Source organism: Streptosporangium sp. NBC_01755 (assembly GCF_035917995.1).
Taxonomy (GTDB): domain Bacteria; phylum Actinomycetota; class Actinomycetes; order Streptosporangiales; family Streptosporangiaceae; genus Streptosporangium.
The window spans coordinates 1,771,475-1,786,612 of the sequence record NZ_CP109131.1 but is presented as its reverse complement, the minus strand read 5'-3'; the positions used below and the strand labels follow the sequence as shown (position 1 = coordinate 1,786,612).

General features: G+C 67.6%; 12 protein-coding genes. 4 read left to right on the top strand and 8 right to left on the bottom strand.

The window, feature by feature from the left end; all coding sequences use genetic code 11:
- Positions 1-1,275 precede the first annotated feature (1,275 nt).
- Complete coding sequence (locus OG884_RS08025; RefSeq protein WP_326643688.1) at positions 1,276-2,682, top strand: IS1380 family transposase; 1,407 nt, start codon at positions 1,276-1,278, stop codon at positions 2,680-2,682.
- 295 nt (positions 2,683-2,977) lie between these two features.
- On the top strand, positions 2,978-3,538 hold the full coding sequence (locus OG884_RS08020) for a hypothetical protein (protein WP_326643686.1): 561 nt from the start codon (positions 2,978-2,980) through the stop codon (positions 3,536-3,538).
- 490 nt (positions 3,539-4,028) lie between these two features.
- Here the strand turns inward: OG884_RS08020 and OG884_RS08015 are convergent, their stop codons facing one another.
- The 5 genes from OG884_RS08015 to OG884_RS07995 form a co-directional block, all read right to left on the bottom strand.
- Positions 4,029-5,288: an NAD(P)/FAD-dependent oxidoreductase gene (locus OG884_RS08015; protein WP_326643685.1), complete on the bottom strand. Its 1,260-nt coding sequence runs from the start codon at positions 5,286-5,288 to the stop codon at positions 4,029-4,031.
- 68 nt (positions 5,289-5,356) lie between these two features.
- Positions 5,357-6,775 carry an NAD(P)/FAD-dependent oxidoreductase gene (locus OG884_RS08010; protein ID WP_326643683.1) on the bottom strand — a complete coding sequence of 473 codons (1,419 nt, stop codon included), beginning with the start codon at positions 6,773-6,775 and terminating at the stop codon, positions 5,357-5,359.
- Positions 6,772-8,205, bottom strand: coding sequence for an FGGY family carbohydrate kinase (locus tag OG884_RS08005; RefSeq protein ID WP_326643681.1), 1,434 nt, complete (start codon positions 8,203-8,205; stop codon positions 6,772-6,774). The genes OG884_RS08010 and OG884_RS08005 overlap by 4 nt, the downstream gene beginning before the upstream one ends.
- A complete protein-coding gene (locus OG884_RS08000) occupies positions 8,202-9,749 on the bottom strand; it encodes an amino acid permease (protein WP_326643679.1) in 1,548 nt (515 codons plus the stop codon). Before OG884_RS08000 ends, OG884_RS08005 begins: the two co-directional genes overlap by 4 nt.
- Before the next feature lie 103 nt (positions 9,750-9,852).
- On the bottom strand, positions 9,853-10,620 hold the full coding sequence (locus OG884_RS07995) for a DeoR/GlpR family DNA-binding transcription regulator (protein WP_326643677.1): 768 nt from the start codon (positions 10,618-10,620) through the stop codon (positions 9,853-9,855).
- Between the two features lie 406 nt (positions 10,621-11,026).
- On the opposite strand from OG884_RS07995, the gene OG884_RS07990 reads away from it, so the two are divergent.
- Entirely contained in the window at positions 11,027-11,161 is a 135-nt protein-coding gene (locus OG884_RS07990; RefSeq protein ID WP_326643676.1) for a hypothetical protein, read from the top strand.
- A gap of 429 nt (positions 11,162-11,590) precedes the next feature.
- On the opposite strand, the gene OG884_RS07985 is transcribed toward OG884_RS07990, so the two are convergent.
- Complete coding sequence (locus OG884_RS07985) at positions 11,591-11,932, bottom strand: hypothetical protein (protein ID WP_326643675.1); 342 nt, start codon at positions 11,930-11,932, stop codon at positions 11,591-11,593.
- A gap of 455 nt (positions 11,933-12,387) precedes the next feature.
- Between OG884_RS07985 and OG884_RS07980 the strand changes: the two genes are divergently transcribed.
- Complete coding sequence (locus OG884_RS07980) at positions 12,388-12,576, top strand: hypothetical protein (protein WP_326643673.1); 189 nt, start codon at positions 12,388-12,390, stop codon at positions 12,574-12,576.
- Positions 12,577-13,138: 562 nt separating this feature from the next.
- Here the strand turns inward: OG884_RS07980 and OG884_RS07975 are convergent.
- Positions 13,139-14,053: a hypothetical protein gene (locus OG884_RS07975; RefSeq protein WP_326643671.1), complete on the bottom strand. Its 915-nt coding sequence runs from the start codon at positions 14,051-14,053 to the stop codon at positions 13,139-13,141.
- On the bottom strand, positions 14,053-14,940 hold the full coding sequence (locus OG884_RS07970; RefSeq protein WP_326643668.1) for a DUF692 domain-containing protein: 888 nt from the start codon (positions 14,938-14,940) through the stop codon (positions 14,053-14,055). The genes OG884_RS07975 and OG884_RS07970 overlap by 1 nt, the downstream gene beginning before the upstream one ends.
- Positions 14,941-15,138 lie beyond the last annotated feature (198 nt).

Genomic DNA, 15,138 nt, shown 5'->3' with positions numbered 1-15,138 from the left:
TACGTGGCCCACCGGCCGCGTACCTCGGCGTCCCGCACCCGTCACCGAACGGGATCGATCACCCGAACCCGTCACCGAACGGGATCGATCACCCGAACCCGTCACCGAACGGGATCGATCACCCGAACCCGTGCCTCTCACGTTCCTTGACCAGCTTGAAGAACTCGTGCTCGGAGGCCGCGACGCGGGAACGGCGCCGCCACCAGCTCACCTGCTCGTGTCGAGGAAGGCGTTGGAATCCCTCCCCTGGAGGGCGTGTGCTGCCGTTGCCGACGGATGATCATCGTGGGATCGGCCCCTGCGGGGCAGTTGGACACGGGTTCATACCTACGGCACCGCCCAGGGCATGTACGGGGTGGTTGGGGGCCGTTGGCACCTGCGGCGCTGTCCGGTGTGAAGGTCAAAACCGCGTCGAGGGTGAGTGGGTGGTCAAGCGCCGTTCGGATTTGCGGGCTGTCCGGGGCTGAAGGTCAAAACCGCAGCGACGGCAGGTGGACGGGTGGGCGCCGTTGACGCCTGCGGACCGTACGGGGTGAAGGGCGCGTTGGGGGAGGTGGTTGGGGGTGGTGATGGTGGGGGCGAGGAGAGGGGGCAAAACGGGGCAAAAACCTTACGGTCGGCCTCTGGTGAGCTTTTCCGTAGGGGGTTCCTTGATCTGGGTGATTGAGCACACCCCCGGTGTGCTCAATCACCCAGATCAAGGACTGATCGGTGCAACTCATCGGGCGGATGGGGGCAGGGTGCTTATCCACAGAAAGGAATTCGGTCCTACGGGCTTCCTCTCTCACAGGGCATCCTGCGGCGTATGCGAGCACTGGCCCATCAACGTCTCCCCTTGGCACTGGAGCGCCTGATGCACCATCAGGCGGGGGTCGTCACCCGGCAGCAGGTGCTGGGATACGGAATCTCCCGGAGCGCCGTCTCCCATTACCTTGGTGGTTGTCGGTGGCGGGCCGTCTATCCCGGCCGAGGCGTCTATGCGACCTTTACCGGACCATTGAGTAGAACCGCTGAGCTGTGGGCCGCGGTTCTCGCCTGCGGGACAGGCGCGATGCTCAGTCACCACACCGCTGCAGAGTTGTGGGGAATCACCGAACGGCCGAGTGGCCTGATCCACGTGACGCTGTCCCACGGTCATTCGGTCAGAGCACTGAGCCTGGATCCACCGAGCCGATTCTGAACTGAAGATCCTGAAATGAGAGGAGGTGCCCTCCGACCTGGGATGATGGGAGTTCTTCAGGCTTCCGCCACCTTGATCGAGAGGACACCTCTCAAGTGCAATTGTTCCACGACTCTGCCAAGACCCATGCGATCTTCGATGAGGAGCGTGTAGTCGCGTACGGCGGGCTGGGGCCGGTGATGCGGTTGGCCGAGCGGTGCGGCCTGAGCGACCTGGCGGGCGAGCACGTCACTCCCACCGGCCGGGACGGCGTGAACCCGGCGGCGAAGATCGGCTCGATCGTAGCCGGGATGGCCTGCGGGGCCGACAGCATCGATGATCTGGACGCACTGCGCCACGGCGGCATGGACACGTTGTTTACCGGTATCCGCGCACCGTCCACGCTGGGATCGTTCCTGCGGTGCCTGGCCTGGGGCAACGTCCGGCAGATCGAGAAAGTGGCCCGCCTGCTGCCGGCCCGGCCGGCCGCCCATACGCCGTTGCCGCCCGGCGCGGACGTGCTCGCCTTCCTCGATGTGGACTCGATGCAGCGACGTACCTACGGCTACAAGAAGCAAGGATCGGGGTTCGGCCACACCAAGATCGGCGGCAAGGGCGTGCTGGTGCGCGGACTGAACGTGCTGGCCTCCACACTGTCCACACCGCTGGCCGCCCCGGTGGTGACCGGCACCCGGCTGCGCGGCGGAAGCGCGAACTCCGCCCGCGGCGCGGCCTGGTTCGTGCGTGAGTCGATCGGCGCGGCACGATCAGCGGGCGCGAGCGCCACCCTGATGATGCGCGGGGACTCGGCGTTCTACACCGCAGGCGTGATCAACGCCTGCCACACGAACGACGTGCGCTTCTCCGTCACCGCCAAAATGGACCCCAAGATCAAAGCCGCGATCGCGGCGATCGACGAAACCGCCTGGACAGCGATCAAATACCCCAACGCCATCTTCGACGAACAAGCAGGGGGCTGGATCTCCGACGCCGAGATCGCGGAGGTCGCCTACACGGCGTTCGCCGCGAAGAAGGGCCAGGCCATCACCGCCCGGCTGATCGTGCGCCGGGTCAAACGGCTCAACTCGCAGACCGGGCTCCGGCCAGAGGAACCGTTCCCGCTCTACCGCTATCACGCGATCTTCACCGACAGTCCGTACGCCCTCGGGCAGGCCGAGGAACAACACCGTGATCACGCGGTCATCGAGCAGGTCAACGCGGACTTGATCGACGGACCATTAGCGCACCTGCCCTCGGGCGTGTTCACCGCCAACGCCGCCTGGCTGACCTTGGCGGCGATCTGCCACAACCTGCTGCGCGCGGCCGGCTGCCTGGCCGGAACCTTTCACGCCAAGGCGCGCGGCGCCACCCTGCGCCGCCATCTCATCGGCGTGCCCGCCCGCATCGCCCGGCACGGCCGGGGCCACCTCACCCTGCATCTTCCCCGGTATTGGCACTGGCGGCACGCATGGATGAACCTCTTCCAAGCCGTCCACCGGCTGCCACCGATCCGCGCGGCTTGACCCGTCCCCGCCCTGCCACCACTCTTCCCTCGACCTCCACGGTCACCCGCGCCCTCGCGCACGAACCCCGCCCCCGAGCCCGTGAACGCCTGGACAATCCGTGACCCGCGCACGGCGGGTTCTCCACACCCCAAATCAGACCCCCGTCAGGCAAAACGGTCCTGGTGAAGGAATCGAACCGAAGAATGATCACCAGAATTCACGCCGTGGATCCAGGCTGAGGGACATACGGATCCACCGATCTTCCAAGGCAGATCGGATCAGGCATCCGGCGGCATCTCCGCCGCGAACCAGGTTGGAGGAGACGGTCATCGCGCTGACCCAGCTCTCCTCTGATCTTGACGAGGTCACCGCATGGGTAGCGCAGGCTTGCGGCTCCCGACTGACCACCGCGGCTCGGCTGGCCACCACACTCGCAGGGCACGGCAAGCTTCGCCGGCGGCCGGAGTTGATCGCGTTCGTGGGTGTGGCCGCCGAAGGTGCCCATTCGCTGTTGGAGACACGCTACTTCCAGAGAGTCGAGCGGGCTCATGATCTCCCCCGAGGTCGACGCCAGCTCCGGCGCACCGAAGACGGCGTCAGCCAGTACGACGACGTGACTTATGAGCAATATCGCACGATCGTTCACCTCGATGGCCGAGTCGGTCACCTTGGGCGGGATGTCTTCCGGGACATGCGCAGAGACAACGCCGCCACGGAAAAGAACAAAGCCTCGCTCCGATATGGCTACGCGGATGTCACCCACCGCTCCTGCGAGGTCGCCGCCCAGATCAGCCACGTCCTCATCGCCCATGGCTGGACCGGGCGCCCCAGTTCCTGCGGTCTGGCCTGTTCGGTCCTTGATCTGGGTGATTGAGCACGCTGGGGGTGTGCTCAATCACCCAGATCAAGGAAAACCCCTACGGAAAAACGCGCCAGAGGCCGACCAGTAAGCCTTTTGCCCCGTTTCGTCCCGGCCCTTCGCCTCGACCCCCAACTGCCTCCCCCCAACCGCCTCCCCCCAACATGCCCTTCACCCCGTACGGTCCGCAGGCGTCAACGGCGCCCGCCCGTCCACCTGCCGTCGCTGCGGTTTTGACCTTCAACCCCGGACAGGCCCGCAGATCACACCCTCGGCGCATCCCCGACCTTCACCACGGACGACGCCGGACGTGTGAACGGTGCCTGTCCACTCACCTGCCGTCGGTGTGCCCCTCACCTTGCACATACGAGCGGCCCCCGACCAGTGTGGCCGGGGGCCGCTCGTTGAAGGTGTGTCAGGGCTCCACGCCTGTGGCCGGGGGCCGCTCGTTGAAGGTGTGTCAGGGCTCCACGCCTGTGGCCGGGGGCCGCTCGTTGAAGGTGTGTCAGGGCTCCACGCCGATGTGTACCGGACCGGCGTCCGGTCTGACCGCGCTGAGGATGCTCGTCGGGATGCGGAACACCCGGCCGGGAGCCGCCGGCCACCACAGCCGCTTCCGCACGACGACCTTTCCCTCTTGCCGAAGAACGATCCGGGGGAACGGGATGTAGCGGTCGCTCCACAACAGCAGGCGGCGACGGGCCGGGGCCGGATCCTTCGGGCGGAAGATCTCCGGCGCCACCCAGCGGAAGGGCGCGTCGGCGACGAGACGTACCTGTTCGGCCGGTGTCCTCCTCTCCTCCACCCAGGCGATGACGGAGCGCACGACATGGGCGCCGTCGATCGCCGCGATGTCGGCGGTGTCAACCGGGTGGAGCAGGTTGCCCACGGCGAACACGCCCGGCCTGTCGGTACGTAGCGCGTTGTCGACCAGCGGGCCGTTCGTGCCGGGGTCCATGGCGATTCCCGCCGCGCGCACCAGCTCGTGGTCGGGGATCCAGTCGCCGGTGAGGACGAGCGTGTCGCACTCGACGACCCGCCTCCTGCCGGTGTCGATGTCCTCGATCTCGACGGCCCGCAGCTCCGGTCGGCCGATGACCTTCGTCACCCGGGTGCGGGTGGCGACCCGGGTGCGGAAGAGGATCCTGCCGGGGACGCTGAACAGGGAGTAGGAGTCCGGCCGGGGATACTCGGTGGTCATCAGGACGGTCCGGCAACCGGCCTCGCGCAGGGTCAGCGCGGCCGACCAGCTGACCAGTTCGGCGCCGACGATGACCGCTCTCTTCCCGACCTTCCCGTGCTGCAGGTGGACGAGATTCTGCAGGTGCCCTGTGGTGTAGACGCCGTGGGCGCGGTCTCCGGGGATGAGCCGGGCCGGTCGTGGACGCTCCCGGGCGCCGGTGGCCAGGATGACTGCCTGCGCCTCGACGCGGATGCGGCCCCGCGGGGTGGTGGCCTCGATCGCGCGGTCACCGGCCCAGTTCGTCACGGTGGCGTTCGTCAGGATCGTCGCACCGGCGGCCTCGGCCTGCCGGACGAGCCTCCTGGCGTAGGCGGGACCGCTCATGAAGCGTCTCATGTCCCTGATCCCGTAGCCGGGATGGTCACTGTGCCGGGGAATGCCCCCGGCCGTGCTCTCCCGGTCCAGGACAAGGACCTCGCCGTTGATTCTCGGCGCGAGTTCACGGGCGGCGCTCAGCCCGGACGGTCCGGCGCCGATGATGACGACGGCCGGGGTGAGAGTGGTGATATCGCCGGACGTCATCGGCAGGCCTCCTGCGGTGATATCGCCGGACGTCATCGGCGGGCCTTCCGCGGTGTTGTCGCCGGACGTCATCGGCGGGCCTCCTGCGGTGCGTGGCTCTGCCCGCAGGCGCTCTCGCCCCTGCTTTCCAGCAGCTTCTTGACCTCGGCGCCGCAGAAGAACCCCTGGCAGCGTCCGTTCATCGCCCGGGTGCGGCGGCGCAGCCCTTCCAGGGTGGCCGGTGGGATCGGCGACCGGAAGGTGTCGCGGATCTCGCCGGCGGTCACCCGCTCGCAGAAGCAGACCACGTGGCCGTAGGCGGGGTCGGCGGCGATCCGGGCGGCGTCCTGGTACGGGCGGGTGAAAGCCTCCCCGAGGTTGGGCATGCGGGGCGGCTCCGGCAGGTTCTCCCGTGGTACGAGCACCAGCCCGGCGCCACGGGCGAGCTCGGCGACGTGCTCGGCGATGGCGATGCCGGCGGTCAGGCCGGTCGAGCGGATCCCGCCGACCAGCACGTAGCGCTGTCCGGCGTCGGCCTCGATGAGGTAGTCGGGGTGGTCGCTCGCCGCGCGCAGACCGGCGTAGGTCGCGGTGACCTCCTCGCGCAGCAGGTCGGGCATCAGCTTCTCGCCCTTGCCCAGCAGGAACTCCAGCCCCTTCTCCGAGGTCCCGGTGTCGGTGCGGTCGACGAGGTCCTCGGCGGTGGGACCGAGCAGCACGTTGCCGTAGACGGTGGGGCTGATCAGCACGCCCTTGCCGCGCGAGCTGGGCACCGGCAGAACGATCTTGTTGACCATCGGGCGGGCGAGCTTGTCGTAGACCAGTAGCTCACCGCGGCGCGGCGTGACCGTGAAACGGTCGTGGCCGAACAGCCGGTCGATGACGTCGGCGCCGAGCCCCGCCGCGTTGACCACCCAGCGGGCCTTCACCTCCCCGCCGGAAGCGCGCAGCACCGTGTGATCGCCGAGGTCCTCGACCGAGGTGACCGCCCGGTTCAGCAGCAGCGTCACGCCGCGGCCGACCGCGTCCGCGGCCAGGGCGAGGTTGGTGGTCCAGGTGCAGATGATCGACTCGTCGGGAACGGTCAGGCCGCCCAGGACGCCTTCCCCGAGGTGGGGAAGTTGCCGGTACACCTCCTCGGGGCCGACGATCTCCGTCCTGCCGTACCCGTTCTGCTCCGCCTTCCGGCGCAGGCCCGGCAGCGCGTCGAGCTCCTCGGCCGTCCAGGCCACCAGCAGGGCGCCGGTGTGCTCGACCGGAATGCCGGTCCGCGTCGCGTACTCGGAGAGCAGATGGTAGCCCTCGCGCACCAGCCGGGATTCGAGGGTGCCGGGTTTGGCGTCGAAACCGGTGTGCAGGATGGCGGTGTTCGCCTTGCTCGTGCCGTCACCGACGTCGTCGCGCGCGTCGAGCAGCGCGACGCTCAGCTCGTACCCGGCCAGCTTCCTGGCGATGGCCGAGCCGACGATGCCGGCACCGATCACCGCCACATCGAATGTGGTGTTCACCGTGCTCCCTCCCGCGTCAGGGCGGCGTTGACCGCCTCTCCCCACCGGGAGCGGAAGTCGGCCGCCTGATCGGCGGACCATCGGGGTTCGTAGGTCGTGCTGGGCTCCCACGGGTCCACCGCGTCCGCGAGGGAGAGCGACGGGTCCAGCGCGGTGCGGGCCAGCGCCACCGCCCCCATCGGGGTGGCGTGCTGGGAGGGGTAGACGTCGATCCGGATCCGCATCAGGTCGGCGACCGCCTGCATGAGGACCCTGCTCCGGGTGAGCCCGCCGTCCACGCGCAGCCGGGTCAACGGCTGCCCGAGGTCGGCGGCGACGAGGTCGCCGAGCTCGGCGACCTGCGCCGCGATCCCCTGCAGTACGGCGAGCACGAGGTGCCCGGAACCGGTGGAGAGGGTCAGCCCGGAGAACGACGCCTTGGCGTCGGGACGCCACCAGGGGGCTGCCAGGCCGGCCAGCGCCGGCACGCACAGCACCCCCTCGGCGTCCGCCGCCGCGACCACGTCCAGGTCCGCGGCGGTACGGATGAAGCCGAGATCCTGGATCCACCGTACGGCGGAGGCGGCCGTGTAGACCTGGCCGTCGAAGCAGTACGAGGTCTCCCCCCGGACCCGCCAGGCGACCGAGGCGGCCAGGCGGGCGGTGGAGCGCGCGGCGGAGGTGCCGGTGTTGGCAAGCAGGAACGCGCCGGTGCCGAAGGTGCACTTCGCCTCTCCGGCGTTCAGGCAGTTCTCGGCGAGCAGCGCCGCCTGCTGGTCGACCACGAGTCCGCCGACGGGCACGTGCCCGCCGAACGCGGAGGTGTGGCCGACCACCTCGTCGCAGGAGACGATGCGCGGCAGGCGCTCCCCGCCGAGCCCGAACAGCTCCAGCAGCTCCGGATCCCAGTCGCCGTCGTCGAGCCGGGTGACCAGCGACCGGCTGGCCGTGGCGACGTCCGTGACGAACTCCCCGGTCAGACGGTGGATGATCCAGGAGTCGGAGGTGGTGACCACCCCTTCACCCGTCACGTTCCGGCGTAGCCAGGCCATCTTCGGGGCGGAGAAGTACGGGTCCAGGATCAGCCCGGTGGTCGCGGCGATCCGGTCCTTGAACTCCTCCAGCTCCGCGCAGATGCTCTCCGAGCGGCGATCCTGCCAGACGATGGCGGCCGATAGGGGCTCACCCGTTACGGGGTCCCAGGCCAGGACGGTCTCGCCCTGGTTCGCCAGCGTGACGGCGTCGATCCGCACCCCGGCCCGCGCGACGGCCTGGCGACCGGCCGCCAGGACCGAGTCGAGCAGTTCCCCGGGGTCCTGCTCGACTCCGCCTGCGGGCAGGTAGGTGGGGCGGACCGGGAGCTCGGCGAGGCCGAGCACCTCACCGCGGGCGTCGACGACGATCGCCTTGGTGCCGGATGTTCCCTGGTCTATCGCCAGTACCGTGGTCACCGCCGGTGGGTCCCCTCCGTGCGCCTGCCCTTGGCCGCATCCGTGGCGTCGGTGGTCAGCTCCGCGTCGATGGAGTGCATGTCCGGCATCACCAGGCCCTTCGTGCCCTTGGTGAGAAGGAGGTAGGCAAAGTACACGGCGCCGATGGCGAGCATGATGAGCACGTAGATCCACGGCTCCACGAATGAGGCGTCACGGAAGAGCAGCAGTTCGAACGCGAGCCAGATCAGCGCGACGACGATCACCGGGATCTCCCAGCGGCCCAGGTCGAACCCCTTGCTCGGCGGCAGCGACTTCCGCTTGACCACGTACATGACGACGGTCCCGGTGTAGATGATCGCCGGCAGCAGGGTGGCGGCGGCGAACAGACCGAAGAGGGCGTCGGTCCGGGTGGAGAAGACCGCCAGGATCAGCTCGCCGATGACGAACATGAAGACGGTGGCGTTCAGCGGGGTGCCGAAGCGCGGGGAGACCTTGTGCAGGCCCTGCCAGCCGGGGAAGCGCTGGTCGCGGGACATAGCCCAGACCAGCCGCACGCCGGTCATCAGGATCACCATGCCGCAGGCGAAGATCGCGATGACCACCAGCACGAGCAGACCCGTACCCACGATCGGGCCGAGCGACCGGCTGATCACGTCCGCGACCGGGGTTCCCGACTTGGCCAGCTCGACCGGGTCGCCGGCGAGCAGTGTGACGGCGACCAGGAACAGGAAGCCGAGCACACCGGAGGCGAGAACCGCCTGCCACATGGCGCGGGGGACGACGCGGGCCGGGTCCTTGGTCTCCTCGGCGAGGTTGGCCGCCGACTCGAAACCGACGATCGTGAACGCGCCGAGCAGGAAGCCCAGCATCCACGGGCCGGCCGAGGTGAGGGTGCCAATGCTGAGGTAGCCCTCGGACGGGATGGCGCCGGTGCTGAACAGGTTGGCGAAGTTGACTTCCTTGGCGACGAATCCCACGATCAGCAGCAGCAGGACGAGGGCGATCATGCCGATCAGCTCCGCCGTCACGGCGAAGTTGTTGACCCGCTCGGTCCACTTCGTGGAGAACCCGACCAGCAGCGCCTGGCACATGATGACCACGCCGGTGATCACCCAGGCGTTCAGCGCGGTGCCCTCGTAGCCGAGCAGCACGGGCATCACGGTGGAGGCGATGGTGTAGTCCACCGCCACGACCACGACCGCGAGGAACGAGAACGAGACCCAGCCGATGATCCAGCCGAGGACGGGGTTGGCCAGCCGGGACATCCACTGGTAGGAGTAGCCGGTCACCGGGATGCGCGCGGCCAGCGAGCCGAAGATGAACGCGACGGCGAGCTGACCGATGATCACGATCGGCCAGGTCCAGATACCGGCCGGTCCCGAGGTGTTCAGCACCGAACCGTACGTGGTGAAGATGCCGGTGGCGATCGAAACGAAGGCGAACGCCACGGCGAACGAGGCGAAACGCCCGGTGCCCCGCGTCATCGCCTGCTTGTAACCGAATTCCTCAACACTTGCGCCGCTCTCCTGATTGCCCGGCGCGGGTGGTGAATACTGGGTCATGGACCTACAACTCCTGTGTTTCCTGTCAGATGGTGCATCGGTGTGGTAGTCCGAGCCGGGTGGCGTTGCCGCGCCGCCCGGCTCCTTCGACAGTCGAGAACGTTCAAGACAGCACGATCACCCCGCCCTTGCGGGTGATCGTGTCCTGGATGCCGGAGGGGGGTTCCGCCTCGGTGATGAGACCGGCGAACTCGCTCACCTCGGCGACCCGGTGCCGGGCGACCAGGCCGAACTTGCCTGAGTCGGCGAGCACGTAGGAACGCGTCGCGTTCCTGAGGATGATCTTCCGAACCGCGATCTCGTCCAGGTAGTAGTCGGTCAGGCCGGCCACGGCGTCGACGCCGCCCGATCCGAGGAACGCGATGTCCGGGTGCAGGTCCGCGAAGAACGCCTGGGCCACCGAGTTCGAGAGCGCGAGGTCTCCGCTCCGCAGCCTGCCCCCGCAGACGAGGACCTCGATGCCGGGGTGCTCGGAGAGTTCGGCGGCGACCAGCAGGGAACACGTGGCCACGGTCCCGGAGAAGTCAAGTGGCAGGGCACGGGCCACCTGGACGGCTGTGGTTCCCACGTCGATCACGATGGTCTGGCCGGGATGCACGAGCGCGGCCGCGGCGCGGCCGATGCGCCTCTTCGCCTCCGCCGCGGTCCCGGCGCGTTCGGCGAAGGGGAGTTCCTCACCGGACGACTGCCCGAGCGCGATCGTCGCGCCTCCGTGAACGCGCGCCAGCTTTCCCTGGCGTTCGAGCAGTACGAAGTCACGGCGGATCGTCTCCGCTGACACGCCGAGCTCGCGAGCGAGGTCGTCCGTGGTGACCACGCGAGAGGTCCGGAGCGCCTCCCCGATGCGCGAATGCCGCTCAGCGGGCAGCATGGTTGCCCGTTTTTGTGGAATTCTGTGCATGCATGACGGGAATTATGCTTTGGTGTGGTTACCAAGTCAATACTTTGCGCTATCGAGTTGGAAACTTTTGCTGGGATCCCGCTGTCGGCAGCCCGAGGGAGTCCCCCCTGACCTGGTTACATAAGTGAGCTATAAGGCCCCGGTGACTCTGCCTGTCCGTGACCGCCCCGGGCATCCTCGGTCATTCGCGGGCATCGCGGCCACTCTCCGGCCGTGCGGGCCGTGTGAGCCGTGCGGGCTGTGTGAGCCGTGCGGACTGTGTGAGCCGTGCGGACTGTGCGGGTCGCGCGGCGGCGCGGCCCCCTGCCGGGAGCCGGTCTCACCCGGGTGCCGGGCCCGTGGCCGACCGAAGGTGTCACGGGCCCGAAAGCCGCCCATGGCACGGCCGTGGCCGGTGTCCTGTTCGGACGGCACGGCACGATCGTGGCCGGGGTGGCCGCGCTGCGTGCTCGCGCACGACTACGCCGTCTACGTCGAACCCAACGTCTGGGTGCGCCATCCCCTGGACTGACCGGGCCCGCGAGCCCTCACCGTTCCCGCCGGATCAGAGCCGGGGCCGGGGCAGAGCCGGATCAGAGCCGGGGCCGGGGCAGAGCCGGATCAGAGGTCGGCCGCGCGCGGGGGTGTGATCTCGGTGCCGGTGTTGCCCGTTCATGGTGTTTTGCGAGAGAGACCCAATTGAGGGGGGCGTCAGGCTCTCCGCCTGGTCGAACGGGCGGCCCTGAATTCTGCACCGCCTCATCGCGTGTCTCTCAGGGTTTGGCCATGGTGACTTCGCGAGCGACGGCAGAGGGGGCGGCCGGCGGAGCTCCAACCCCCGGAAGGGCGATTTCGGGCAAAAGCCCTTCCGGGGGTTGGAGCTCCGCTTCTTCGTTCACGGCCGGTCCGGCCGATGAGACGTGCCGAACGCCTTGATTACCTCAGTGTGTTTGGTTCCTGTTTATCTACAGAACCTGTCGTGGCCGTCGTCGTAGCCGTCCAGCCAGCCCCTGTCGTAGTCGCTGATTCTCAGTGCGAGGCCGGGCAACTCGCCCGCTTTGGCCCTCGGCCTAGAACAGTCCTGTCCGGCGGCTCGGTAGCCGTCTCGGTAGCCGTTCCAGTACCCCCCTCTCGGGTCCCTGGCCGGTGGGGCCAGGTCCGTCGTTGGCTTGCTCTGTTGAGCGCTTGCCGCCGGCGGTGTGGGATCCGGCGTGGCCGAGGCGTGCGAGATCGAGGCCGGTCCGAGGGTCAGGGCCGCAAGAAGCGCCGGACCGAGCACCATAAGTTGTCGCTTGCCGTACATGGGTTCCTCCTCTGAATGGCCGCGAGCATGGATCACTTGGCGGCCATGGGCAACAGGCACGATATAAGGCGAATCCTTTGGCGCAAAGGATCTAATTGCTTGCTTTCTTGTTCTTGCGGCAGACTCCGGCAAAGCCAATTTAACCTCCGGATTTGTTTGTTCCGATTATTTTTGGGAACCTGTCGACTTTTCCGAAAGAGCGAAAAGGCCATGGGCACTCGCTTGACACGGGCGGCGCCGGGCACCGGTACGGACTGCTTGTCCAGGGGGGGCTCGGCCTGAGGCCGAGTGGTGATGTCGATGATCGTGGTACGAGATCGCGCTGGGCCGCCGCCGGTCCGGGGGCGGAGCCCTCGGCGCCCGGCCGCGTCTTTCCGAGGCGCCTGGAGGGGCGCGAGAAGATACGCGATGGAATGGCCGCGTACTATGCGCGATCGGTGGATAGCGACCGCAAGGTGAACGCGGACAGGTACCGGTACGTGCTGCACACCACCGCTGACCCGGATGTGTTCATCGCCGAGATCGATACCGCCTTCGACGTGCCAGGAGGAGCGACGACCATGTCGCTGGTACAGATCTTCCGCCTTCGCGACGGGAAGATCGCCCTGCTACGTGAACACTTCGCACCGGAGCAGGTGGACTGAGGAGATGCCGGATACCCCGGAGCCCTCTCCAGGGTTCCGGGAGCAGGTCACAGGTAGCGACCGCAGGGGTGGAAACCCCGGTGGTAGTGGAAGCACATTTCCACGACGAAGGGGCGGCCGTCCTCGTGGAACACGTCTCCCGTCTTCACCTGACATCCCATTAGGTACATCCCGTTAGGTCATCAATCATGTGGTGATCGGGGATGGCGGGTGAAAGGAGTGGGGTTGTCGAAGCCCCACTCCTCTTCTAGCTGTTGCCGTGACTCTGGCTAATGACCGCATCGACTACAGGTGCTCCCACCGCAGTGGTCTGGTGCCTGGGCGGAGGTGAGATCGACGATGGGCTCGAACACGAACGTTGGCGAGGTCGTTTGATCGGTGGTGGTATCGACCGGTGTGTTTGTGCTCATGGGCTTCCTTTCAAAGTGTGTCCCGCCGTGGGCAGGTCACAGATCGCCGACCCGTCGCCGGGTCGATTTCCGCGCTGTTTCAGGTGACCTCTGTGAGGTCGGCGCGGAGCCTGATGGGGATGGCCCTCGGGGAGTCGTGGCCGGGCCTTCCCTCAGTAACGGTCAGCGGCGACGCAGACCACGCCCTCGGTGACAAACCTGGTGAGCATGCCGGTGACCTGGTCAGAACCGACGCCGACCGCTGCGATCACCTCCGTGACGTTCCGGGTGCCGTCGCAGTGGTCCAGCAGGGCGGCGGTGGCGTCGTTGATCCGGTAGACCCGTACGGCCGGCTCACCCCACTGGCGTTGCAGCAGGATCGACGTGTGCCGGGCGGGTAGTCGCGCGGGCGGCACCTCGGCGGTGACGTCGTGATCGAAGAACGCGACCCGGACGGTGGGGGAGATGCTGAGCACCCCACCTGCCGGTGTGCCCTCACCGACGGCCCCGTCCGGAGCGAGGACCGGTTCGAGGACCGGTTCGAGGTCATCCGGAACGGCGGCGGTCGGTTTTCTGGCCACTTGGGCTGCTTGGGCTGCTTGGGCCGTATGGGCTGCCTGGGGCATTTGGGGTGCCTGGGTCGCCTGAGCCGCTTGGGCCGCCTGGGTCGCCTGCCGGTCACGTGCGAGCTGTCCGCACAGCAGTTCGTAGCGGGCGAAGTCGACCAAGGGCGCCGACGCGCGGCCGTCGATCCACGCCACCAGTCGCTCGGGCTCCCCGGAGCCCGTCAACCCCTCGCCCGGTTGCGGTCGGCGAACGGTGGCGGAGGCGAACCCCTCCAACAGCTCCGGGTAATGGGCCTTCAGCTCGGCGACGGTGACGGGCAGACAGGCTGTCACCTTCTGCACCAGCTTGCTGCGGACGCTCTCAGCGGTGACACGGAATCCCGCGGGTGGAGCGCCGGCCAACATGGCCAGCTCGGCATCGCTCAACCCGTAGCGGTGCTGCAGCCGCGCGGGATCCTCACGCAACGTCGCCAGTTCGGCCTCGCAGGTCAGCACCGCGGCCAAGGCCTCCTGTAGGCCCATCAGGTGCTCCCGGTCATGGACGGGCCGGCAGGCGAACGTCGTAGGAGGGTACGGGCCTGGTCGATCTCCACCAGCAGCTCGTACGGATCATCCGGGAAGTTCCGGTCGCGTTCCACCAGGGTGGCCTGAACGGTGGTGCGGCCCACCAGTTCGGCCAGCAGGTCCCACACGCGGGGTGGTACCGGTTCACCATGGGTGTCGAGGGACAACTCCCTATCGTCCCCGTCCTCACCGCCCGCCAGGTGCACCTGCGCCACCCGCTCCACCGGGATGGTGTCGAGGAACTCCAGCGGATCAAAATCGTGATTGCGGGCGTTGATGTCGAGATTGGTCAGGTCCAGCAACAGGTGACACTCGCAGTTCTCCATCACCTCGGCGATGAACTGCGCCTCGCTGAGCGGGCCGGCCAGATTCACGTAGTAGGTGATGTTCTCCAGCAGGAACGGTGCCCCCACCGCGTCCTGCACTTTCTGCGCCCTGCGTCCCAGCAGGCGCGCCGTCTCCCGGGTGCGGGGCAGCGGCGCGAGCACCCCCAGCGCGACCTGATCCGTCCGGGTGAAACACAGATGGTCGCTGAACCACGGCGCATCGATCTCGGCCACCAGAGCCGCCAGTGCCTCAAGGTAGTCTCCATCGACTTCACAGCCCGAGCCGATGGACATTTCAACCCCGTGCGGCACGATCGGGAATCGGGCGGCCAGCGCGTGCAACCGTTCCCGCTTGTCAGTAGGGGCGAACAGGAAGTGCTCAGTGATCACTTCTAGCCAGTCGATCCGGTCGGCATGCTGGTCGATCATGTCTGCGAGCTCGGTCCGGTAACCCAGGCCTGAGCCCAACTCGCGCAGTTCGAACACCGTGCACCCCCAAGATTCGGCGTGTGTCGCCATCTAGGGATCCTGGTTGCCAGTCCTTTTGAATGATGCCCGAGCCCGTTCCCGCCACACTCCCGAGATGGGCAAATACTGAATTAGGCTGATAAAAGCTGATATACACCGAAATATGGAAAGTCTTGATGATGAGTTCTTAGCGTCTGCGAAGATTCAATTTTCGAAGTGTCTTGGATATACGGGTCAGGGAGCCCCTCG

Coding starts and splice junctions, on each gene's coding strand:
- OG884_RS08015 (WP_326643685.1), bottom strand. CDS start 5,288: ATGACGTCCGGCGATATCACCACTCTCACCCCGGCCGTCGTCATCATC.
- OG884_RS08000 (WP_326643679.1), bottom strand. CDS start 9,749: ATGACCCAGTATTCACCACCCGCGCCGGGCAATCAGGAGAGCGGCGCA.
- OG884_RS07995 (WP_326643677.1), bottom strand. CDS start 10,620: ATGCTGCCCGCTGAGCGGCATTCGCGCATCGGGGAGGCGCTCCGGACC.
- OG884_RS07990 (WP_326643676.1), top strand. CDS start 11,027: ATGGCACGGCCGTGGCCGGTGTCCTGTTCGGACGGCACGGCACGATCG.
- OG884_RS07985 (WP_326643675.1), bottom strand. CDS start 11,932: ATGTACGGCAAGCGACAACTTATGGTGCTCGGTCCGGCGCTTCTTGCG.
- OG884_RS07975 (WP_326643671.1), bottom strand. CDS start 14,053: ATGGGCCTACAGGAGGCCTTGGCCGCGGTGCTGACCTGCGAGGCCGAA.
- OG884_RS07970 (WP_326643668.1), bottom strand. CDS start 14,940: ATGGCGACACACGCCGAATCTTGGGGGTGCACGGTGTTCGAACTGCGC.